Annotated in this window: 22 protein-coding genes, 1 tRNA gene and 1 riboswitch; of the genes, 17 read left to right on the top strand and 6 right to left on the bottom strand. The window is 61.9% G+C overall.

All coding sequences use genetic code 11. The features are described 5' to 3' along the window. Positions 1-160 precede the first annotated feature (160 nt). From MIC97_RS00190 to MIC97_RS00180, 3 genes are all read left to right on the top strand, one after another. A tRNA-Ser gene (locus MIC97_RS00190) sits at positions 161-251 on the top strand. 222 nt (positions 252-473) lie between these two features. Then, complete coding sequence (locus MIC97_RS00185; protein ID WP_239798374.1) at positions 474-854, top strand: VOC family protein; 381 nt, start codon at positions 474-476, stop codon at positions 852-854. 420 nt (positions 855-1,274) lie between these two features. Further along, the gene (locus MIC97_RS00180) at positions 1,275-2,387 is read left to right on the top strand and encodes a pyridoxal phosphate-dependent aminotransferase (RefSeq protein ID WP_239800981.1); all 1,113 of its coding nucleotides are present in this window, start codon (positions 1,275-1,277) and stop codon (positions 2,385-2,387) included. A gap of 9 nt (positions 2,388-2,396) precedes the next feature. Here the strand turns inward: MIC97_RS00180 and MIC97_RS00175 are convergent, their stop codons facing one another. Continuing rightward, the gene (locus MIC97_RS00175; RefSeq protein WP_239798373.1) at positions 2,397-2,948 is read right to left on the bottom strand and encodes a histidine phosphatase family protein; all 552 of its coding nucleotides are present in this window, start codon (positions 2,946-2,948) and stop codon (positions 2,397-2,399) included. A gap of 69 nt (positions 2,949-3,017) precedes the next feature. Beyond that, a riboswitch (adenosylcobalamin (AdoCbl) riboswitch) is annotated at positions 3,018-3,099 on the top strand. A 47-nt stretch (positions 3,100-3,146) separates the two neighbouring features. On the opposite strand from MIC97_RS00175, the gene MIC97_RS00170 reads away from it, so the two are divergent. From MIC97_RS00170 to MIC97_RS00140, 7 genes are all read left to right on the top strand, one after another. After that, positions 3,147-3,356 carry a CbtB-domain containing protein gene (locus MIC97_RS00170; protein ID WP_183828634.1) on the top strand — a complete coding sequence of 70 codons (210 nt, stop codon included), beginning with the start codon at positions 3,147-3,149 and terminating at the stop codon, positions 3,354-3,356. Positions 3,357-3,368: 12 nt separating this feature from the next. Then, positions 3,369-4,103 carry a CbtA family protein gene (locus tag MIC97_RS00165; protein ID WP_183828631.1) on the top strand — a complete coding sequence of 245 codons (735 nt, stop codon included), beginning with the start codon at positions 3,369-3,371 and terminating at the stop codon, positions 4,101-4,103. Positions 4,104-4,106: 3 nt separating this feature from the next. After that, on the top strand, positions 4,107-4,739 hold the full coding sequence (locus MIC97_RS00160; protein WP_183828628.1) for a hypothetical protein: 633 nt from the start codon (positions 4,107-4,109) through the stop codon (positions 4,737-4,739). A gap of 95 nt (positions 4,740-4,834) precedes the next feature. Continuing rightward, positions 4,835-5,476 carry a TetR/AcrR family transcriptional regulator gene (locus MIC97_RS00155; protein ID WP_239798372.1) on the top strand — a complete coding sequence of 214 codons (642 nt, stop codon included), beginning with the start codon at positions 4,835-4,837 and terminating at the stop codon, positions 5,474-5,476. Continuing rightward, a complete protein-coding gene (locus MIC97_RS00150; protein WP_239798371.1) occupies positions 5,445-6,608 on the top strand; it encodes an isovaleryl-CoA dehydrogenase in 1,164 nt (387 codons plus the stop codon). Before MIC97_RS00155 ends, MIC97_RS00150 begins: the two co-directional genes overlap by 32 nt. Before the next feature lies 1 nt (position 6,609). Next, on the top strand, positions 6,610-8,217 hold the full coding sequence (locus tag MIC97_RS00145; protein WP_239798370.1) for a carboxyl transferase domain-containing protein: 1,608 nt from the start codon (positions 6,610-6,612) through the stop codon (positions 8,215-8,217). An 8-nt stretch (positions 8,218-8,225) separates the two neighbouring features. Next, positions 8,226-10,184, top strand: coding sequence for an acetyl/propionyl/methylcrotonyl-CoA carboxylase subunit alpha (locus tag MIC97_RS00140; RefSeq protein ID WP_239798369.1), 1,959 nt, complete (start codon positions 8,226-8,228; stop codon positions 10,182-10,184). 307 nt (positions 10,185-10,491) lie between these two features. Here MIC97_RS00140 and MIC97_RS00135 read toward each other — a convergent pair whose 3' ends face one another. Then, a complete protein-coding gene (locus MIC97_RS00135; RefSeq protein ID WP_183828614.1) occupies positions 10,492-10,758 on the bottom strand; it encodes a sel1 repeat family protein in 267 nt (88 codons plus the stop codon). A 402-nt stretch (positions 10,759-11,160) separates the two neighbouring features. On the opposite strand from MIC97_RS00135, the gene MIC97_RS00130 reads away from it, so the two are divergent. After that, positions 11,161-11,502, top strand: coding sequence for a DUF2147 domain-containing protein (locus MIC97_RS00130; protein ID WP_239798368.1), 342 nt, complete (start codon positions 11,161-11,163; stop codon positions 11,500-11,502). Between the two features lie 81 nt (positions 11,503-11,583). On the opposite strand, the gene MIC97_RS00125 is transcribed toward MIC97_RS00130, so the two are convergent. Further along, positions 11,584-12,306 carry a glutathione binding-like protein gene (locus MIC97_RS00125; protein ID WP_239798367.1) on the bottom strand — a complete coding sequence of 241 codons (723 nt, stop codon included), beginning with the start codon at positions 12,304-12,306 and terminating at the stop codon, positions 11,584-11,586. Positions 12,307-12,483: 177 nt separating this feature from the next. Between MIC97_RS00125 and MIC97_RS00120 the strand changes: the two genes are divergently transcribed. From MIC97_RS00120 to MIC97_RS00110, 3 genes are all read left to right on the top strand, one after another. Beyond that, positions 12,484-12,639, top strand: coding sequence for a hypothetical protein (locus MIC97_RS00120; protein ID WP_183828605.1), 156 nt, complete (start codon positions 12,484-12,486; stop codon positions 12,637-12,639). Between the two features lie 22 nt (positions 12,640-12,661). Next, positions 12,662-12,856: a hypothetical protein gene (locus tag MIC97_RS00115; protein ID WP_239798366.1), complete on the top strand. Its 195-nt coding sequence runs from the start codon at positions 12,662-12,664 to the stop codon at positions 12,854-12,856. Between the two features lie 63 nt (positions 12,857-12,919). Further along, a complete protein-coding gene (locus tag MIC97_RS00110) occupies positions 12,920-14,419 on the top strand; it encodes an AMP nucleosidase (protein WP_239798365.1) in 1,500 nt (499 codons plus the stop codon). A 76-nt stretch (positions 14,420-14,495) separates the two neighbouring features. Here the strand turns inward: MIC97_RS00110 and MIC97_RS00105 are convergent, their stop codons facing one another. Then, on the bottom strand, positions 14,496-15,068 hold the full coding sequence (locus MIC97_RS00105) for a DUF922 domain-containing protein (protein ID WP_239800980.1): 573 nt from the start codon (positions 15,066-15,068) through the stop codon (positions 14,496-14,498). 128 nt (positions 15,069-15,196) lie between these two features. Here MIC97_RS00105 and MIC97_RS00100 point away from each other — a divergent pair, with 128 nt between their 5' ends. After that, positions 15,197-16,204, top strand: coding sequence for an endonuclease/exonuclease/phosphatase family protein (locus MIC97_RS00100; RefSeq protein ID WP_239798364.1), 1,008 nt, complete (start codon positions 15,197-15,199; stop codon positions 16,202-16,204). Positions 16,205-16,271: 67 nt separating this feature from the next. Here the strand turns inward: MIC97_RS00100 and MIC97_RS00095 are convergent, their stop codons facing one another. Next, entirely contained in the window at positions 16,272-17,951 is a 1,680-nt protein-coding gene (locus MIC97_RS00095) for an electron transfer flavoprotein-ubiquinone oxidoreductase (RefSeq protein ID WP_239798363.1), read from the bottom strand. A 293-nt stretch (positions 17,952-18,244) separates the two neighbouring features. Between MIC97_RS00095 and MIC97_RS00090 the strand changes: the two genes are divergently transcribed. After that, positions 18,245-18,892 (top strand): hypothetical protein, encoded by a 648-nt coding sequence (locus MIC97_RS00090; protein ID WP_239798362.1) that lies wholly within the window; start codon positions 18,245-18,247, stop codon positions 18,890-18,892. Positions 18,893-18,928: 36 nt separating this feature from the next. After that, a complete protein-coding gene (locus MIC97_RS00085; RefSeq protein ID WP_239798361.1) occupies positions 18,929-19,789 on the top strand; it encodes a uracil-DNA glycosylase in 861 nt (286 codons plus the stop codon). A 29-nt stretch (positions 19,790-19,818) separates the two neighbouring features. Here MIC97_RS00085 and MIC97_RS00080 read toward each other — a convergent pair whose 3' ends face one another. Then, positions 19,819-20,766 carry a DMT family transporter gene (locus tag MIC97_RS00080; RefSeq protein ID WP_239798360.1) on the bottom strand — a complete coding sequence of 316 codons (948 nt, stop codon included), beginning with the start codon at positions 20,764-20,766 and terminating at the stop codon, positions 19,819-19,821. Positions 20,767-20,888 lie beyond the last annotated feature (122 nt).

Raw genomic sequence — 20,888 nt, 5'->3', positions numbered from 1 at the left:
GCCTGCTTGAAGCGACAGGGAATGCAGAAAGCATGTGGGCATCTTTGCCGATATTCCACCTCGTCCCTTCGCCTGTTCAGGCGATGTTCCACATAAAGCTGTATTTATCTGCAAGATAGGACCTTGCCAAACTGGCGGAAACGCTTAGAAAGCGCCGTGTGGAGAGGTGGCCGAGTGGTCGAAGGCGCTCCCCTGCTAAGGGAGTAGAGGTCAAAAGCTTCTCGTGGGTTCGAATCCCATCCTCTCCGCCATCATTGAAATAAAAAATCCAAGCATTTTCAAAGCCGTTATTATTTCCGGGAAAGCTGGCAGCCGATCAAACTGCTAAGCGCTTTATGGCATAAAGCCTCAGATGCTCCGGTGAAAGCCAGCCCTCACTCATGTTTGCCTCCTGCATCCGAGCAGGGTGGCCAGATGGTGCTTTCCGATCTGTCTGGAATCGGGCTAGGTCACAGTCATTCAGGAGGAAACGCATGTTCAGTCACGTCATGGTCGGCTCGAATGATCTCGAGCAATCCAAAAAGTTTTATGATGCCATTTTTACCGCTTCAGGTGGCACCGCAGGCACGATCGATCCGAAGGGGCGCGTTGTTTACAGCAAAGGCGGGCCTCGTTTCATGATTACCGCGCCGATCAACGGAGATTCCGCCTGCCATGCCAACGGCGGCACGATCGGCTTCGCCCTTTCATCGCCCGATGAGGTTGATGCATGGCACGCGGCGGGCGTGAAAAACGGGGGAACATCGGTCGAGAACCCACCCGGTATCCGCGAAGTCGGAAGCCGGAAATTGTATCTGGCCTATCTTCGTGATCCCACGGGCAACAAGCTCTGCGCAAGCGCACTGGCTCCGTGACCGCATAGACCCCCGGCTATGTTCTGATCTGTCATAATGCTGCGGCGCCGCTGTCGGTGATGGTCAGATGTAACGGGTAGGACGGCAAGGGAGCGGCATGCGGCATGGTGGAGATGCCTTCAGGCGACCCGCCCTGCCGAAGCCGCCCCTAGCAACTGCTCCAGCCGCGGAAATCCCGTGCAGAGCGGCAAAATCACACATCGCTCCCACGAGGCAACAGCGGAAGCCTTTGCCCGACATGAGGGAACAAGGGACCTTGCTCCCCGCCTGCGGCTGCGCTTAAAGCATTGTGTGAAGTCTCCGGGGCTATTGCGCTGGAGACATACGGGCTTGCTATTGAGATGTGCGGTTGCGTTGAAAAGCACCCGCCATGCGAATGCAGCCCGTCTCGGCCGCAACCGTTTTGACGACTGGATCGCCATGCCCATCTATCCGCCGTTCACGCCCATTGTCTCAGCCCTGCCCTCAACCGTTCCATTCGTGGGGCCGGAAGCGCAGGAGCGCGCAGGCGGCCGGAAATTCCGTGCTCGCATCGGCGCCAATGAAAGCAGCTTTGGTCCCTCCCCCAGCGTCATCGCCAGTATGACCGAGGCCGCGCCCGACATGTGGATGTATTGCGATCCGGACAATCACGACGTCAAAGTCGCGGTCGCCGCCCATCATGGCGTGAAACCTGAGAACATCGTGATCGGGGAAGGCATAGACGGGCTGTTGGGGCTGATCGCACGCATGTATGTGGGCGTGGGTGAACCGGTGGTGACGTCGCTTGGCGCCTATCCCACGTTCAATTTCCATATTGCCAGCGTCGGCGGCAGGCTGGTGCCGGTGCCATACAAGAATGACCGCGAAGATCTTGACGGGTTGCTGGCAGCGGTGCGCCGGGAAAACTCCCGGCTGGTCTATCTCTCCAATCCCGACAATCCGATGGGAAGCTGGTGGGATGCCGACGAGATCAACCGCTTCGTCGAAGCCCTGCCCGAGACCACCATGTTCATTCTCGACGAGGCCTATTGCGAGCTGGCGCCAGCTTCCGCCTTGCCGGCAATCGATGTTTCGCGCCCCAACATGGTACGCATGCGCACCTTCTCCAAGGCTTACGGGCTTGCCGGCATTCGCTGCGGATATGCCATGGGAGAAGAGACGGTTATCGCCGCCTTCGAGAAGATCCGGAATCACTATGGCGTCAGCCGCATGGCGCAGATCGCGGGCGAGGCCGCGATCAAGGATCAGGCATGGCTGGCAGAGGTGGTGCGCAAGGTGGAAGCCGGACGGCAGCGCATCGCCGCGATCGCTGCGGAAAACGGGCTCGACGCCCTGCCCTCCGCCACCAATTTCGTGGCCGTGGACTGCGGCAGGGACGGCGCTTTCGCGCTGAAAGTGCTCCAGAACCTGCTGGCGCGCGGGGTGTTCATCCGCAAGCCGATGGTGGCCGGGCTGGATCGCTGTGTCCGCATCAGCGTCGGGCTCGACCACGAGCTCGATATTCTGGCCGAGGAACTGCCGAAAGCACTGGCCGCTGCTCGCGCGGGATAGGCTTGCTGTTCATCGGGAGACCATACGCAGAGCCCAGCGACGGCCATCGCTGGTGAAGTGTGTCAGGCTGAGAGGCTGAACATCTACTGCCCGGAAAGCCTGCGATGGCGCGCCAAGCACTTCGCAGACGGCAGCACGAATGACTGCGGGGTGCGTGATCGCAAGCGTATGCCCCGAAAGGCCGAGGTTTTCCTTCAGAAAAGCTGCGATACGCCGGCGCAGATCGTTCAGCGTTTCGCCGCCGTGCGGTGCCACATCGGGGTCGGACATCCATGCCGCAAGTTCCGCCGGATCGAGTTCAGCAAGCCTGCGGCCAGCCCAGAAGCCGAAATTCTGGTCGGCCAGAGCCGCGAAAGCCTTCCCTTTCAGGCCCAGAGCATTCGCCGTTTGCTGCACCCTGAGCTCCGGCCCGTGCCAGACGCGGTCCGCACCCGGGATTTGAGTGGCCAGCCTTTGCGCCTGAGAGAGCGATTTCTGTTCCAGCGGCTCATCGCGATGAAAGGCATTGCGGCGCAAAGCGGCGGTCGCACCACAACAAATCAGGGTCAGGCGTCCTGTCATATTCTCTCGCGTCTCCCCTTCAGTTCAATTGACAGCCATACAGGACGGCGGGTAATTTCGGCAAAGGTTACGGATCCGGAAGCTGGTGAAAATCCAGCACGGTCGCGCCACTGTGACCGGCAGGAGTGCCGGAAGTCAGACCTTGGTTCGTCTCCCCAGCTTGCATGAACGGGACGCAGGATCCCAGGGAGAAGCACGATGTCCGACATTACTTTTGCACCAGACGTGCGGCCGGTTCCTATTCCGGTTCGCGAAATCATGCCATGGGCCATTTTCGGCGGCCTGCTCATGATTCTGGGCATCTATTTCATCGGCGCGGAAGAAGGGGCAACGACCCTGTTCTCAAGCCTGAGCACGCATGAATTTGTTCATGACGCGCGTCACCTCCTCGGCTTCCCCTGCCACTGAAAGAACAGCGCCATGGTTGGAAATCTTCTGCTTCGCGGGATGCTGATCGGCGTCCTCGCTGGTCTCTTCGCATTCGGTTTTGCCCGCGTGTTCGGCGAACCTCACATCGACACCGCCATCGCTTATGAAGAAGCGGCGGCCGCAGCCTCCGGCGAACCGGCCGAGGAAGAGGAAGAGCTGGTCAGCCGCGAAACGCAGGCCGGACTTGGCCTGCTGACAGGTTCGGTCGTCTATGGCGCCGCCATCGGCGGGCTGTTCGCGCTGGTCTTCGCCTTCGTCTACGGGCGTGTCGTCACGCTCACGCCCCGCGCCACCGCCGGCCTGCTGGCGATCGCCGCCTTCATCGCCGTGGTGATTGCCCCAGCCATGAAATATCCGGCGACGCCGCCGGCCGTCGGCAATCCCGAAACGATCGGCGAGCGCACCGAGCTGTTCTTCGTCATGCTGATCGTCTCGATCATAGCGGCCGTGATCGCCGTTGCGCTGGCGCGGCGACTGTGGAGCCAGCTGGGCGGCTGGAATGCCGGCATCGTCGGAGGCCTCGCCTTCCTCGCCATCATCGCCATTGCCCAGTATGCGCTGCCGACGGTAAACGAGATTCCAGAAGGCTATTCGGCCGATCTGATCTGGCATTTCCGCACCTCCTCGCTCGGCATGCATGCGGTGCTGTGGACGGTGATCGGGCTCGGCTTCGGCGCGGTTGCCGAGCGTGCGCTGGCGACCCGCCAGCGCGGCCGGACGGCCTGAGATATGCAGGCGCGGCACGCTTCTCCTCTGGCGCGTGCCGCGCTTGTTCTTGCCCTTGCAGCGACGGGTTTTGCCAGCAGAGAGGCCGAAGCGCACCGGCGCTTCAACCCGGAAGAAATCAAGGGCATTCCGATCGCCAGCCTGTCGCACGGGCAGATGGCGGTGATCGCCGACTACCGCAGCGACATCATGAAACTGGCCGCGCAGGAGCGGCAGATGGACGACACCTTCGTGCGCCTGCTGAACTATGGCAACATCCAGTACACCTATTGCCTGTGGGGTCTGGTTCCCGGCACACTGGCCGACGAGGAAAGCCCCTTCAACGAATGCGCCCACGCCTATCTGTCGGCCGCGCGCGAACTACTTTCCCACATGCGTGAAACATCGGCCAACAAGGAGGCGGTCGAAGATCTCGTGTCGCGCATCGATGCGGACATGGTGCGCAAGGAATCCTCCTTCGTGCTATGCCAGTACAGCGCCGACACCTTCGATACGGCCAGCGTGGTTCGCCCCGTATGGAGCGATATTCCCAAACATTTGCCGAGCCTCGCCGCCTTTTCCGGGTTGGGGCTGGCCTTAGCCGCGGCAGGAATGGTGCTCGGCAAGGGACGCTCGCGGCCTGACAACCACAACTGAGTTCACAATCGACCTGCTATCCCCTGCTATTCATGATCTTGTCTGCCTCTTGAATTAATTGAACGTGCGTTTTATTAAAGGAGTGGAGGAACCCGATGGCACGCACTGCAGGATCGGATGGCGAGAGAACGGAAGCGGCGATCCGCGAGGCGGCCGTCGATCTGATCGCGCGCCATGGCTACGAGGCTGTATCCATGCGCCAGCTTGCGGCGCGGGTCGGCGTCCAGGCGGCGGCGCTCTACCGCTACTTTCCCACCAAGGAAGACCTGCTCTTCACCCTGATGCGCGAGCACATGGAGGCATTGCTCAGCGCATGGAGCGAGGCGCGCCCTGCCACCACGGACGCCACCACGCGCCTTGCCACCTTCGTCGCAAACCACATCGCCTTCCATATCGAACGGCGTTCGCAGACCCATATTTCCAACATGGAGCTGCGCAGCCTCTCACCCGAACGGCTGACCTTCATCCTGCGGCTGCGCACTTCTTACGAAAAAGAGCTGCGCGCCATCCTGCGCGACGGCGCGGAAGCCAGCGTCTTCGATCTGGACGACATCGGGCTCACCGCCATGGCGGTGATCCAGATGATCACCGGCGTCATCGTCTGGTTCCGGCCGGACGAGCGGCTTTCGGTGGAAGGGGTGACGCAGACCTATCTTTCCATGACAATGCGCCTTGTCGGGGCGACCACGAACCGGGAGACACAGCATGTACACGCAGGCACTCGACTTCGGGCTTGACGAAGACGTCGCGGCACTTCGCGACCTCGTTCACCGCTTCGCGCAGGAAAAGGTCGCGCCGCTGGCGGCGGAAATCGACCGTAGCAATGAATTCCCTGCCCATCTGTGGGGCGAAATGGGCGCGCTCGGCCTGCTCGGCATGACCGCCAACCCGGCCTTCGGCGGAACCGGCATGGGCTATCTGGCGCATGTGGTGGCGATGGAGGAGCTTTCGCGCGCCTCCGCCTCGGTCGCTCTCTCCTACGGCGCGCATTCGAACCTGTGCGTGAACCAGATCAATCGCTGGGGTACCGACGCCCAGAAGGAAAAGTACCTGCCGGCGCTGTGTTCGGGCGCTGCGGTCGGCGCGCTGGCCATGTCCGAACCCGGTGCGGGCTCCGACGTGGTGTCGATGCGGCTGAGGGCAGAGAAGAAGAACGACCGCTTCGTGCTCAACGGCACCAAGATGTGGATCACCAACGGGCCGGACGCCGACACGCTTGTGGTCTACGCCAAGACCGATCCGGAGCGGAAATCGCGCGGCATCACCGCCTTCCTGATCGAAAAGGGCTTTGCCGGTTTTTCGGTGGCGCAAAAGCTCGACAAGCTCGGCATGCGCGGCTCCAACACCGGCGAACTGGTGTTCGACAATGTGGAAGTGCCGTTCGGGAACGTACTGGGCGAGGAAGGCAAGGGCGTCGAGGTGCTGATGTCCGGCCTCGATTACGAGCGCACCGTGCTTTGCGGCGGCCCGCTCGGCATCATGGCCGCCTGCCTCGACGTCGTGGTGCCCTATGTGCGCGAGCGCAAACAGTTCGACCGCCCGATCGGTGATTTCCAGCTCGTGCAGGGCAAGCTGGCCGACATGTACACCACGCTGAACGCCTGCCGGGCCTATGTCTATGCCGTGGCCTCTGCCTGCGATCGCGGCCAGACAACGCGCAAGGATGCGGCTGGCTGCATTCTCTACTCGGCCGAAAAGGCTACGCAGACAGCGCTCGACGCCATCCAGCTTCTTGGCGGCAACGGCTACATCAACGATTATCCGACGGGGCGGCTGCTGCGCGACGCCAAGCTCTACGAGATCGGCGCCGGCACGTCGGAAATCCGCCGCTGGCTGATCGGCCGCGAGATCATGAGCGAGGAGATCTGAAGTGGCGCAGCTTCGCTCGCAGATCTCCCTTTCTTCCGACACCTTCCGCGCCAATGACGAGCGCATGCGCGCATTGGTGGAGGACATTGCCGCCAAGGCCGAAACCGTGCAGCGGGGCGGCACGGAGGAGTCGCGCCAGCGCCATGTGAAGCGCGGCAAGCTTTTGCCGCGCGAGCGGCTGGCGCAACTGCTGGATGCGGGCTCGCCGTTCCTCGAAATCGGCCAGTTCGCCGCATGGGACATGTATGGCGGCGACATCGCCTCGGCCGGCATGATCGCCGGCATCGGCCGCGTCGAGGGGCGCGAGGTGATGATCGTGGTCAACGACGCCACGGTCAAAGGCGGCACCTATTATCCTATGACCGTGAAGAAGCATCTGCGGGCGCAGGAGATCGCGCGGGAGAACAACCTGCCCTGCGTCTATCTGGTCGATTCCGGCGGCGCGAACCTGCCCAACCAGGACGAGGTTTTCCCGGACCGCGACCATTTCGGGCGCATCTTCTACAACCAGGCCACCCTGTCGGCGGCCGGCATTCCGCAGATCGCCTGCGTGATGGGCTCGTGCACGGCGGGCGGCGCCTATGTGCCGGCGATGGCCGACGAATCGATCATGGTGCGCAAGCAGGCGACGATCTTCCTTGGCGGCCCGCCGCTGGTGAAGGCCGCGACCGGCGAGGATGTCAGCGCCGAGGAACTGGGCGGTGCCGACCTGCACACGCGCGAATCCGGCGTGGCCGATCACCTCGCGGTGGACGACGAGCATGCGCTGGCGATCACGCGGCGCATCGTCGGAAACCTGAATCGAAAGAAGGAGATCGGGCTCGATCTTCGCGAACCACGCCCACCGCTTCACGATCCGCGCGAACTTTACGGCATCGTGCCGACCGATCTTCGCCAGCCCTATGACGTGCGCGAGGTGATCGCCCGCATCGTCGACGGCTCCGATTTCGACGAGTTCAAGCAGAACTACGGCACCACGCTGGTGACCGGCTTCGCGCATCTCTACGGCATGCCGGTCGGCATCATCGCCAACAATGGCGTGCTGTTCTCCGAAAGCGCGCAGAAAGGCGCGCATTTCATCGAGCTGTGCTGCCAGCGCGGCATTCCGCTGGTGTTCCTGCAGAACATCACCGGCTTCATGGTCGGCAAGAAATACGAGGCCGGCGGCATCGCCAAGGACGGCGCCAAGCTGGTGACGGCCGTGGCCACGGCCAGCGTGCCGAAGGTGACCATGATCATCGGCGGCTCGTTCGGCGCCGGTAATTACGGCATGTGCGGGCGCGCCTATTCGCCCCGTTTCCTGTGGATGTGGCCCAATGCCCGCATTTCGGTGATGGGCGGCGAGCAGGCGGCCATGGTGCTGGCGCTGGTCAAGCGCGAGGGTATCGAGCGCAAGGGCGGCACATGGAGCGTGGAAGAGGAAGCGGAGTTCAAGCAGCCGACGCTTGAGAAATACGAGCGCGAAGGCCATCCGCTCTATTCCTCGGCACGGCTGTGGGACGACGGCATCATCGATCCGGCGCGTAGCCGCGAGGTGCTGGCCCTGTCGCTGTCGGCAGCACTCAACGCGCCGGTGCCGGACACCAAGTTCGGCCTGTTCAGGATGTGAGGGCGGCCATGTTCAAGAAGATACTCATCGCCAATCGCGGCGAAATCGCCTGCCGCATCATCCGCACCGCAAGGCGCATGGGCGTGGCGACGGTCGCCGTCTATTCCGACGCAGATGCGGGGTCCATGCATGTGGCCATGGCAGACGAGGCGGTTCGCATCGGCCCCGCGCCCGTGACCGAAAGCTATCTCGTCGGCGAACGCATCGTCGCCGCGGCGCTGGAGACCGGCGCCGAAGCCATTCATCCGGGCTACGGCTTCCTGTCGGAAAACCCCGATTTCGTAGACCGCGTGGTCGACGCCGGGCTGGTCTTCATCGGCCCCTCCGCTGCCTCGATCCGGGCCATGGGCCTCAAGGATGCGGCCAAGCGGCTGATGGAGAAGGCAGGCGTGCCGGTGGTGCCCGGCTATCATGGCGAGGCGCAGGACATCGTGCTGCTCGCCTCCAAGGCCACCGAAATCGGCTATCCGGTGCTGATCAAGGCGCGTGCCGGCGGCGGCGGGCGCGGCATGCGGCGCGTCGATCATCCTGGCGATTTCGCCGAGGCGCTTTCGTCGGCACGGCGCGAGGCCAAGGCCGCTTTCGGCGACGACCGCGTTCTGGTCGAGAAATATGTCGAGAAGCCGCGTCACATCGAGGTGCAGGTGTTCGGGGACAATCACGGCAATGCCGTGCATTTGTTCGAGCGCGACTGCTCGGCGCAGCGCCGCCACCAGAAGGTGATTGAGGAGGCCCCCGCCCCCGGCATGACCGACGAAATGCGCGCGGCCATGACCGAAGCCGCGATCAAGGCGGCGAAGGCCATCGCCTATTCCGGGGCCGGCACCATCGAATTCATCGTCGATGCCTCGCAGGGGCTGAAGGTGGACCGCTTCTGGTTCATGGAGATGAATACGCGCCTTCAGGTCGAGCATCCGGTGACCGAGATGATCACCGGGGTCGATCTGGTTGAATGGCAGTTGCGCGTCGCCCATGGCGAAGTGCTGCCGCTGCGCCAGGACGAGATCGAGCTCGACGGCCACGCCTTCGAGGCGCGGCTTTACGCCGAGGATGCCGCGCGCGGCTTCCTGCCGGCGACCGGCACGCTGCACCATCTGTGGTTTCCGGATGAGGCCGCACCCGGCACGTCGCTGCGCGTTGAAACGGGCGTGCGCGAAGGCGATACGATTTCGCCCTTCTACGATCCGATGATTGCCAAGCTGGTGGTCCATGGGCCGGATCGTAAAACGGCACTTGACGGGCTCGGCGACATGCTGGCTGAAACGGAAATTGCCGGCTCGACGGTGAACACCGCCTTTCTTGCCGCCCTTGCCGCAGATCCTGACTTCGCCTCCGGCGACGTCGATACCGGACTGATCGGGCGCAAACAGGACGAGCTGACCGCAATTCCTGCCCCTGCCGGGGCAGTGGTGGCCGCGGCGGTTGTTGCCGTTTCCGGCCTTTCCGACATGGCAGATGCCGGCGATCCATGGTCCGCGCTCACAGGCTATGCGCATTTCCACGCGACGCCCAGACGCATCACGCTCGGCTATGGCGAGGAAGTCGTCAGGGCCAAGGTGGGTGTCGAGGCAGGGCGGACATTCGTCGAACTGGATGAGCTTAACGGCGAAACGCTTCGCCTGCGCCCATCCGCAATCAATCTGGCGCGCTGGCCGGGTCATGTCAGCGTATTCGACGGGCCGGTCAGCTACACATTCGCCGTTCCCGATCCGCTGGACCGGGCCGACGAAGCGGGCAGCGGCGCCGACAGCCTGCGCGCGCCAATGCCAGGGCTGGTCAAGGTGGTGCGGGCCGCCGCCGGCGACAGCGTGACGAAGGGGCAACCTCTGCTCATTCTTGAGGCCATGAAGATGGAACATTCCATCGCAGCACCTCATGACGGCGTGATCGTTGAGATCGCCACGGAAGGCAGTCAGGTGAGCGACGGAACAGTGCTCGTGCGCTTTGCCGAACAGGCAGGCGAGTGAACAGCCGGCCCGACGAAGGGCACCTGCTGCCTTTGCTGCCTGCGAACTGAGCCTATTCTCCGGTCGCGGGACGCTGGAAAAAGCCGAAAGCCGCGCCGATCTTGTTCCGATCGGTCGCGGCCCGGCTTGCGTGGCATTATCTGCATGGCATCGCCCCTCTGTTGAGGGTCCGATGCTCAAGGCGCGCCCCCGCGCCTTTTATTTCCCACGCTTTCCCTGTGTTCTGGCCCTGTTGCTGGCGGCTTGCCGTTGGAGCGGCAACCGCCTTTATTCAGGCCGCGTTCTGCGCGCGGCTTTTTCTTCCAGATCAGTGCATCGTCATCCATTCACGCGCTTCGCGCAGCGCCCGTGCCAGATCGGTCTTCGACATGCTGGCCGAGATTTCCGAGCGCAGTTCGGCGGCGCGGGCCGACCCCTTGATAGCTGCGATGTTGAACCACTTGTGAGCTGCCACCTGATCGACCTCGCAATCGCGGCCGGTGGCGTACATCATGCCCAGTTCAACGAACATGTCGGCCTGAGCCATCGTGCCCATGGTGCCGAAACCAGCGTCGTGCATTTCAAAACGTGCCATTTTCAAACCCCTGTCCCGTTGCGAGAGCGCCCCTTTCTTTGAAGCTGTGGGGCTGCTCTTCGATGCTTCCGAGAATGCAGCAGGCGCTTGAATTCGCCGTAAAAAGACGTGCTTAATTTGAAGAAAACAAAGCTAAAACAAGAGGTAAACGTGACCATTCGTTAACGATGGAAAGCCCGGCAATCGCTGGCTTTTGTCTCGAATTTTACGGAAAATTCGGAATCGAAATTCAACGCTTCGCTAACCAAGCCAAAGCATCGCTTTTCAGGCAGCGGTCATTTTCAGGCCGGAAAGGCTGCTAATATTTCTTGTCATCCTTCCCCAGCGGCACGGCTTTCGCTTTGCAAAAGAGTGGATTAGCCTGCGTTTTCGTAAGAGGAACGCAGTGCTCAGGGAGGAGACATGTTTCGCATTACCAGCGTGGCGGCACTCGCCATCATCATGACGGCCGGCGTTGCATTCGCGGATCCGATCGAAGGCTCGTGGAAACGGCCGAACGGCACCGTGATTTCCTATGCCGGAAGCGGCGCCAAATATTGCGGCACCGTGATGACCGGAGAATACAAGGGCAAGTCGATCGGCTGCATGGAAGGCAGCAACGGTGCCTACAAAGGCACAGTGAACAAGCTGGACGAGGGCAAGACCTACAACGGTAAGGCCAGCGTTTCGGGCAACTCGCTGTCGCTTTCCGGCTGCGTGCTCGGCGGCCTAATCTGCAAGAGCGAGAAGCTCACCCGTCAGTAAAGCTGCCTGCGCATCAACGGAAAAGGCCGCCGGTCGGAGCATGTCCACCCGGCGGCCTTTCCATTTTCAGGGAGCGGCTCTTCAGACCCGTGCTTTCTGACCGAACAGAATTTTCTGCGCTTCCTTGTCGTCGGCCAGATTGTTGCGGTGATCCTGACCGACTTCCACCGCCTTCTGCACGGCGGGCCGCGCCGCGATCGCCTCGAACCAGCGCTTCAGGTTCGGAAACTCTTCCAGATTCTGCCCCTGATTACGGTAAGGCCGCACCCACGGGAATGACGCCATGTCGGCAATCGAATAGTCGCCGGCGAGATATTCACGGTCGGCAAGACGCTTGTTCATGACGCCGTAGAGGCGGTTGACCTCATTGGTGTAGCGATCGATGCCGTACTGGATTTTTTCCGGTGCATACTGGCGGAAGTGATGCGCCTGTCCGGCCATGGGGCCAAGGCCGCCCATCTGCCAGAACAGCCACTGATCCACTTCAGTACGCTGGCGCTCATCGGCAGGATAGAACCGCCCGAACTTGCGGCCGAGATATTGCAGGATGGCGCCGGATTCGAAGACGGAGATCGGCTCTCCATTCCATTTTCCATCCGAAGAAGGGCCTTCCGGATCGACGATCGCCGGCATGCGGTTATTGGGCGCGATCTTCAGGAAGGACGGCTCGAACTGCTCGCCACGCCCGATGTTCACATAATGCACCTCATAGGGGATGCCTGCTTCCTCCAGGTAGATCGTGATCTTGTGGCCGTTGGGCGTCGGCCAGTAGTGGAGTTCAATGGGAGCGGTCTGCGTCGTCATTCGTCTTTCTCCGGCAGCTTGATGACCTGTTCAACCAGATAAGCGCTCTGCCGGCCGGCGCAATGAGCCTGTGTGGTTAAGGAGCGTCATTAATTTTGAACCTCACATGAACGGCCCTCTCAGAGAGGGTTCAGCCGGGCAATGCGATGCTGTTTCCAACATCAAGGGAAACGAGACATGCTCGCTCGCCGCTTCACCATCGTCTGTCTGCTGGCCACCCTCTTCGGCATCGGCTTTGCCATGATCGTCGCGGAAAACGGCCGCCAGCCCCGCCATTGGGAGCAGGTGCGAGCCGGAAAGTGCCTCTTTGGCTGCACCAGCATCAGCCGCTGAAGCAGGAACGGAGATCAGGACCATGAACGCCTTTACCGAAAACAGCCTGAGCTTCCTGCGTGTCCTGCCCCGCGCGCTGCTCATCCTCACCATGCTGGCAGCTCCGGTTCTCGCCGTTCCGATGGTGCGCGGAGATATGGGCCAGACCATCGAAGCACCGTCGCTGAAGAAGAAGGGCATGGGCTTCGTGCTGCTGGTCAGCCTGCAGCGGGGCTGAGGATCAACAGCAAGCTCCATCAGCCCCCTTCCCCACCATCCTGCCCCGGCCATATAGTGGGCCATGGAAAACAGAATCTACCCGCAAGCCATCGAAACGATCATCACGCCGGAGCCGGTGAAACCACAGAGCTTCGACGATCCGGCCGCCATCGTCGCGGCGCTGCGCCGCATCTATGAGCGCAACACCCGGTTCCTGAGGGATTCCTTTGCCGCGCTGGCATCGGGCGGCGATACCGACAGGCGCTATCGGGCCTTCTATCCGGAAGTCGGCGTAACGACGACCTCGTTCACGCAGGTGGATTCGCGGCAGGCCTATGGCCACATGCCCCTGCCCGGCTATTTCTCGACCACCATCACCCGCCCAGATCTGTTCGAGACCTATCTCACAGAGCAGTTCCGCCTGATCATACGCAATCACGGCGTCCCGATCACGGTGCAGGAATCGACCACCCCCATCCCCCTGCATTTCGCCTTCCTTGAAGGCACTTATGTGGACGGCGCCGCGGCTGAGCGCATCCGGCGGCCGATCCGGGATCTGTTCGACGTGCCCGATCTCGACGGAATCGACGATCATATCGCCAACGGCACCTTCGACCTTGGGTTGGGCGAGATGCGCCCGCTGGCGCCCTTCACGGCGCAACGCATCGACTACTCGCTGCATCGGCTGCCTCACTACACGGCCACCAGCCCGGAGCATTTCCAGAATTTCGTGCTGTTCACCAACTACCAGTTCTATATGGACGAGTTCGTCGCGCTGGCGCGCAGGCTGATGGCGGAAGGCGGTGGCGGCTATACGGAATTCGTGGAGCCCGGCAATGTCGTCACGCAGGCCGGCGACCAGACCAGCCCGCAGAGCAATCTGGTGCGGCTGCCGCAGATGCCGGCCTATCATCTGAAGAAGCCCGGCCATGCCGGCATCACCATGGTCAATATCGGCGTCGGCCCTTCCAACGCCAAGACCATCACCGATCACATCGCGGTGCTTCGCCCGCATGCCTGGGTGATGCTCGGCCACTGCGCCGGCCTGCGCAACACGCAGGCGCTGGGCGACTACGTCCTGGCGCATGCCTATGTGCGCGAGGACCATGTGCTGGACGATGACCTGCCTGTGTGGATACCGCTGCCGGCGCTGGCTGAAATTCAGGTGGCGTTGCAGGAGGCTGTGGCGGAAGTCACCGGCCTTTCCGGCTACGACCTGAAGCGCATCATGCGCACCGGCACGGTCGCCACCATCGACAACCGAAACTGGGAACTGCGCGACCAGCGCGGGCCGGTGCAGCGGCTTTCGCAGTCACGCGCCATCGCCCTCGACATGGAATCGGCCACCATCGCCGCCAACGGCTTCCGCTTCCGGGTACCCTATGGAACGCTGCTGTGCGTTTCAGACAAGCCGCTGCATGGCGAGCTGAAGCTGCCCGGCATGGCCAGTGAATTCTACAAGCGGCAGGTGGCGCAGCATCTCACCATCGGCATCCGGGCCATGGAAAAGCTGGCGGAAATGCCGATGGAACGGCTGCATTCGCGCAAGCTGCGCAGTTTCACCGAAACGGCGTTCCAGTAAAACTGGAACGTTTTGCCACCACCACAAGGCTCCGAGACGGGAAAAGGAAAGCGAGCGCGCTTTTACGGTGTGCGCTCTATTCGCCGTTAACCAGCCCCAGAATAAGGCGGTGGATGTTGGCGCCTTCCGCCATCTCCTCCCGGTCGAAATCGCTGCTGCGCTGACGCTGGCGCAGCGATGCCGCTCCGAGAGGCGCCTGAATATCCTGCCGGATTTTCTTGCAGCCGGGATCGTTTTCAGCGGTGACGCCGATCGTGTTCGCCTCGATCTCGGCCACCATTTCCTTCATGTGGACGCCATGGACTTCCTCATGAAGCCTGATGCCCTCGATAAAGTTATCCCAGCGCTTCTTGGTATCCGGCGGCAGCGCCTGCGAGGGCTTGGGCAGGGTGTAGGTGATGATCAGGCGTGGCACGGCGGAGACCAGCATGCATGACGTTCCCTGAGGCTGGTAGTTCCTGCGCCATGTTAGCTTGAAAGTGGTATGGGCGATCGCCCGCCCGACGCCGCTTTTCGGCCCGCGCTCGCCTATGGAATGGTAAAGCTCGATGCCGGTCCGGCCCGAGACGGGATAGTGCTCGACCCGCTCGATGATCTCGCCACCGGCAAAAGCAGGGCTGCCGGATACAGCAGCAAGCAGGCAGACCATGTATAAAGATGCTGCAATGGTCGCCTTCAAGCGCTTTTCCCGATATTGAACGACTGTTTCCGGGCCGCATCCTATTCGAGCTTCAACGCACCATCAATGAGCCGCAATCAGAACCTCAAGAAGTCCGCATGAAAAGCAGATTGCGTTCCATCGCCACCATCATCCTGTTCGGCACTTCTCTGGCGCTTCTTCTGGGTTTTCTCAGCAGCGTTCACCCGGCATTCGATTCCTTCGCGCATTTCCGGGCGCATCTGGCGGTGCTGACGGTGGCGATCGCGCTTCCCCTGCTGTTTACGCCCGAAAGGCTGCTGGCCCTGTCAGCGCTGGTTTTTGCAGTGACCAGCTTTTCTTCCATCCTGCCGTTCATGCGTGTGCCGATGGTGCCGGCAGCCGCTTTTGCGCCGAAGCCGGCTGACAGCGCGGTTTACCGGCTGCTTGAAATCAATCTGCGCTACAACAACCCGACGCCTGAAAAAGTGCTGTCGCTGATCGGCCGGATACAACCTGATGTGGTGACACTCACAGAGGTCGGGTCGATGTGGGAGGAAAAGCTGGCGCTGCTGAAGCAGGCCTATCCTCACCAGCTCATCTGTCCGCGCATACGCCAGCCATTCAGCGTCGCCATCCTCTCGCGACGTCCGCTGGACGAAAGCCGCGAAGCGCGCTGCGCCGCGCGACTTTCACTGGCTGTTGCGCCGGTCGATTTCGGCGGCACCACGATCGATGTCGGCGCCATACATCTGGGCTGGCCCTGGCCACGACCGCAGGCGCGACAGATATTCAGGCTTGAGCCGCACCTTGCAGGTCTTGGTGACGACGCGATCGTGGCGGGAGACCTCAACGCCGCGCCATGGAGCGCTGCGGCGGCGAGTGTCGCGAAGGCAGGCGGGCTGATGCTCATCCCTTCACCCGGTCCGACATGGATCCACAGACTGTTGCCGAAGGCGCTGCTGTTCGCCGGTCTGCCGATCGACAATGTCTTCGCCAAAGGAAACGTGATCGTCCACTCATCCGAGCGGCTGGAAGATGTCGGCTCCGATCACGTTCCGCTTCTAGTCGAATTTTCAGTCAGACCGTCGTCGGACGAACCGGAAGACGAACAGGGAAGCGCCACGGTTTTCCTGACGCAACCGTAACGCCGGGATAGTCCCAGCCTCTGAGAGGCAAGAAAAAGCCCGGCTGAATGAGCCGGGCGAAAACGCCTTACATGTTCGCGTAAACCGGCCCCTCGCCACCCTGCGGCGGCACCCAGTTGATGTTCTGGTTCGGGTCCTTGATGTCGCAGGTCTTGCAGTGAACGCAGTTCTGCGCGTTGATGACGTAGCGCACATCCTTGGCGGTCGGATCGGCCGCGGCATTGCCATCGGCATCCACCCATTCATAGACGCCCGCCGGGCAGTAGCGCGTCGAGGGACCGGCAAAAACGTCGTGCTCGGAATTCACCTGCAAGCCCATGTCCCGGACGTGAAGGTGGACCGGCTGGTCCTCTTCATGGTTGGTGCCGGACAGGAACACGGAGGAAAGCCGGTCGAAGGTGAGAACGCCATCCGGCTTCGGATAGTCGATCTTTTTGTGCTTCGCGGCCGGCTCCAGCGAGGCGGCATCGGTCTTGCCGTGTTTGAGCGTGCCGAAGGGCGAGACGCCGAAGAGCGTATTCAGCCACATGTCCAGACCGCCGATGCCGACGCCGAGGATCGTTCCGAACCGCGACCACAACGGCTTGACGTTGCGAACGCGCTTCAGGTCCTTGCCGATGTCGGAACCGCGCCAGGCTTCCTCATAGGAAATGAGATCGTCATTGGCGCGCCCTGCATGAATGGCTTCGGCCACATGGTCGGCTGCCATGATGCCCGACAGCACCGCATTGTGCGAACCCTTGATGCGCGGAACGTTGACCAGACCGGCCGAGCAGCCCATCAGCACCCCGCCGGGGAACGACATTTTCGGCACCGACTGCCAGCCGCCCTCGGTGATGGCGCGCGCGCCATAGCCTATTCGCTTTGCTCCTTCGAAGGTGCCGCGAATGGCAGGGTGCGTCTTGAAGCGCTGGAATTCCTCGAACGGCGACAGATAAGGGTTCTTGTAGTTCAGATGAACGACGAACCCGACCGCGACCAGATTGTCCTCCAGATGGTAGAGGAACGAACCGCCGCCGGTCTTCATGTCGAGCGGCCAACCGAAAGAGTGCTGCACCAGACCCTGCTTGTGGTTCTCAGGTTTGATCTGCCAAAGTTCCTTCAGGCCGATGCCGAATTTGCCGGGCTCGCGTCCGGCCGAGAGATCGTATCTTGCGATCAGTTCCTTGGCCAGCGATCCGCGGGCGCCCTCGCCGATCAGCACATATTTGCCCATCAGCGCCATGCCCGGCGCGAAATTCGGACCTTGCGTTCCGTCACGCTCGACGCCCATGTCGCCGGTGTAAACGCCCGTGACAGCGCCTTCATCATTGTAGATAACGCCGGCCGCGGCAAAGCCCGGATAGATCTCGACGCCGAGCGCTTCAGCCTTACCAGCCAGCCAGCGGCAGACATTGCCCAGCGAAACGATGTAGTTTCCGTGATTGTTCATCAGCGGCGGCATGAGGAAATTGGGCAGACGGATCGAGCCGGCAGGACCGAGCACCAAAAAATGGTCGTCTGACACAGGTGTCTTGAAGGGATGGTCCGCGTCCTCGCGCCAGTCCGGCAGCAACTTGTCGATGCCGATCGGATCGACAACAGCGCCTGACAGGATGTGAGCACCGACCTCGCCGCCCTTTTCGAGAACGACCACGGAAAGCTCGGGATCGACCTGCTTCAGACGGATCGCGGCCGCCAGACCAGCCGGTCCCGCACCGACGATCACAACGTCGAATTCCATGCTCTCGCGTTCAATATCGCTCATCAATCCCTCCGCATCGGCTTGCTGATACTGTGCTGGCTCCCGCGCTCCATAGCGCATCAGTATGCGACGGGGAACCGGCAGAAAAAATTAGCGGCCATTTTCCCTTGTAACGTAAGGTCGCAGATTTTTACGTAAACGTAAACGTCAAAATATGATTGCAACCGACTTGTTGTGAGCTTGAGGACTGTCGATACACCGGCATCTCCTCGGCCCGACGCCGCCTGCGGACATCTCGACGCACGCCAACGCATAATTGAGTGTGCGCCAGCCCGCATATCGGCGATACTGGGCCAATGCGCACCTATGGATGGCCCGGCCTGCCGCAGCTGCGCCTCGCGAAACCGCTCGGCAGGGCCCGGAAACTTGCGGTTTTGGCCTTTGTTCCGGTGATGCTTGGTGTTTTCCCGAGCCTCGCCGAAGAGAGCGGCATGTGGCCTGCGGGCTCCTATATGCTCTCCGACGAGCTCGGCGACTTCGCCATCACCGCGGTCGGCGGATCCGGCACGGCGGACGATCCGCTGGTGGTGATGGAAGAGTTCCACTCTGCAACCCCTGTCACACTGACAATCCACAATGCGATCCGAAGGATGCCCCGCCTGCCTGGCCACGGTCACCTCATGGTGCTTTACCTGCGCATCGACATCCTGAACAACAGCGGTCACCCATGGATCGAATTCGAGTTCGAACTGCAGGAAGGGCGCGACCGGCCGAGCATCTTCGGCGACGGCCTTTCCTTCGACCAGCGCAATCGCTCTCCGGAAGCTATCTTCTCCAGCGCATTTTCCCGTTTCGACCGCAGCTTCGAACCTTATGATCGGCTGTTGTTCTCCGGCGGGCAGGTCGATCCGCTGAGCACGGTGTCGTTCCAGTTCGTGATCACCGATTTCACGCCGCGCTGGACATTCTATCTGGTGCAAGACCCGCGTATTCCCTCGTCCTGACTTGAAAATGCCGGCCGATACGCCGAATGTGGCTCCATGAGCGCAGCCACCCCTGACAGCATTGCCGATATCCACGCCCTGCTGGCCTTCTATGCCGAGGCCGGCGTGGACGAGGCGCTGGACGACATGCCGGCGAACCGATTCGAGGAGCGGGCACCGCAGCCCCGACCTGCCGGCCTGCCAGCAACCGAAGAACAGGAACACCGGCCGCAGGCCGGGCGACAGGCACCGTCGCCAAAGACATCACCCGCCGCACGCCCGCCGTCCCAGCCGGCCACCGTTCCGGACGGCCAGCAGATCGCCTTTGCGCGCGAGCTTGCGGCAGGCGCCGCAACGCTCGACGAACTGCGCGAGTGCATGGCCGGGTTCGAGGGATGCAATCTGAAATTCACCGCCAAGAACATGGTTTTTGCCGATGGCAACCCGCAGGCGAATGTGATGTTCGTCGGCGAGGCGCCGGGACGGGACGAGGATCTGGAAGGCAAGCCGTTCGTCGGGCGTTCAGGCCAGCTTCTGGACCGCATGCTGTCGGCCATCGGGCTCGACCGCAGCAGCGCCTATATTTCCAACGTCATCCCGTGGCGCCCGCCGGGCAACAGGGCGCCGACCCCGCAGGAAACCGAGATCTGCCGCCCCTTCATCGAACGGCACATCGAACTGGTCAAACCGAAGGTTCTGGTACATCTGGGCGGCGCTTCGGCCAAGACCCTTCTGAACACCACGGAAGGGATCCTGCGATTGCGCGGAAACTGGCGCATCTACAGCGGGGCCGCAGGTCTGGAAATTCCGGCCATGCCGACATTGCATCCGGCCTATCTGCTGCGCACGCCGGCGCACAAGCGGTTGGCCTGGCGCGATTTTCTGGAAGTTAAGATGAAGCTGCGCGCGCTTTCGTAGGCGCACGCCACCCATGCTTTGCCGCAGATTCAGCCCTGCGCAGGCGTAACCTTGACCGCCCTTGCCCGCTCCAGACCCAGCCGGCGCTCGCGGAAGATGATAAACAGCCCGGCGGCGACCACGATTGCGCCGCCGACCAGCATGTAGATGCCCGGCAGATCACCGAACAGCACGTAACCGATGATGATGGCGAGGATGATCGATGTGTATTCGAAGGGCGCGACCACCGAAATCTCGGCATGGCGATAGGCCGCAGTCATGAAGATCTGAGCCACGCCGCCGCAAATGCCGCTCGCAATCAGCAGCATGGCCTGATGAGCCGTGATCGCTTCCCAGCCGAACGGCAGGGTGCCAAGCGAGATGACGCTCGCCATCAGCGAGAACCACAGCACGATGGTGGCGGTGCGCTCGCTGCCGACAAGGTTACGCACAAGGATCGCCGCCAAAGCGGAGGTCGCCGCTCCCGCCAGCGCCGCGACCACTCCCATCACCTGCTGATCTTCCATCGCCCCGCCGGAGCGAAGCATGGTCAGTTCCGGCCACGAAATGATGATGACACCGACGAGCCCGATGGCGACGGCTCCCCATCTGTACATGCGGATCGGTTCGCCCAGAAACAGGGAACTGAACACGACGACCATCAAGGGCTGCGCATAATTCAGGGTGATCGCATCCGCCAGCGGCAGCCGCGCCAGCGCAAAGAAAATCAGTCCCATCGAACAAACGCCGACGAAGCCGCGCGCCATATGCCCAAGGGGCCGTTCCGTAGCGAAAGCGGTTCTCAGCCTTCCCTTCAGGCCAAGGAAAAGAAGGATCGGAAACATCGCGAAGAAGGACCGGAAGAACACCACCTGCCCGGCCGGCAAGGCGCCGGCTGCCTTGATGAACGAGGACATGCCAACGAAAATCACCACCGAAATGATTTTCAGACTAATGGCGGTCAGGGGCCGGTTGTTTTCAGGCGTGAGATTACTCAATTTGGTCCCGCATTCTTCGTCTGTGGACACTCCCCACCTGACGCAGGCTTCCCGACGCAGGCCCTCATCATGTAAAGAACACCAACCGGATTGTCTTGAGCCAAAAGGTGAAGGCGGGCTGC

This window comes from Aquamicrobium sp. NLF2-7, assembly GCF_022359935.1.
GTDB classification, from domain to species: Bacteria; Pseudomonadota; Alphaproteobacteria; order Rhizobiales; family Rhizobiaceae; genus Mesorhizobium; species Mesorhizobium lusatiense.
Note: the sequence above shows the minus strand (reverse complement) of the source record. Positions and strands in the feature narration are given on the sequence as shown.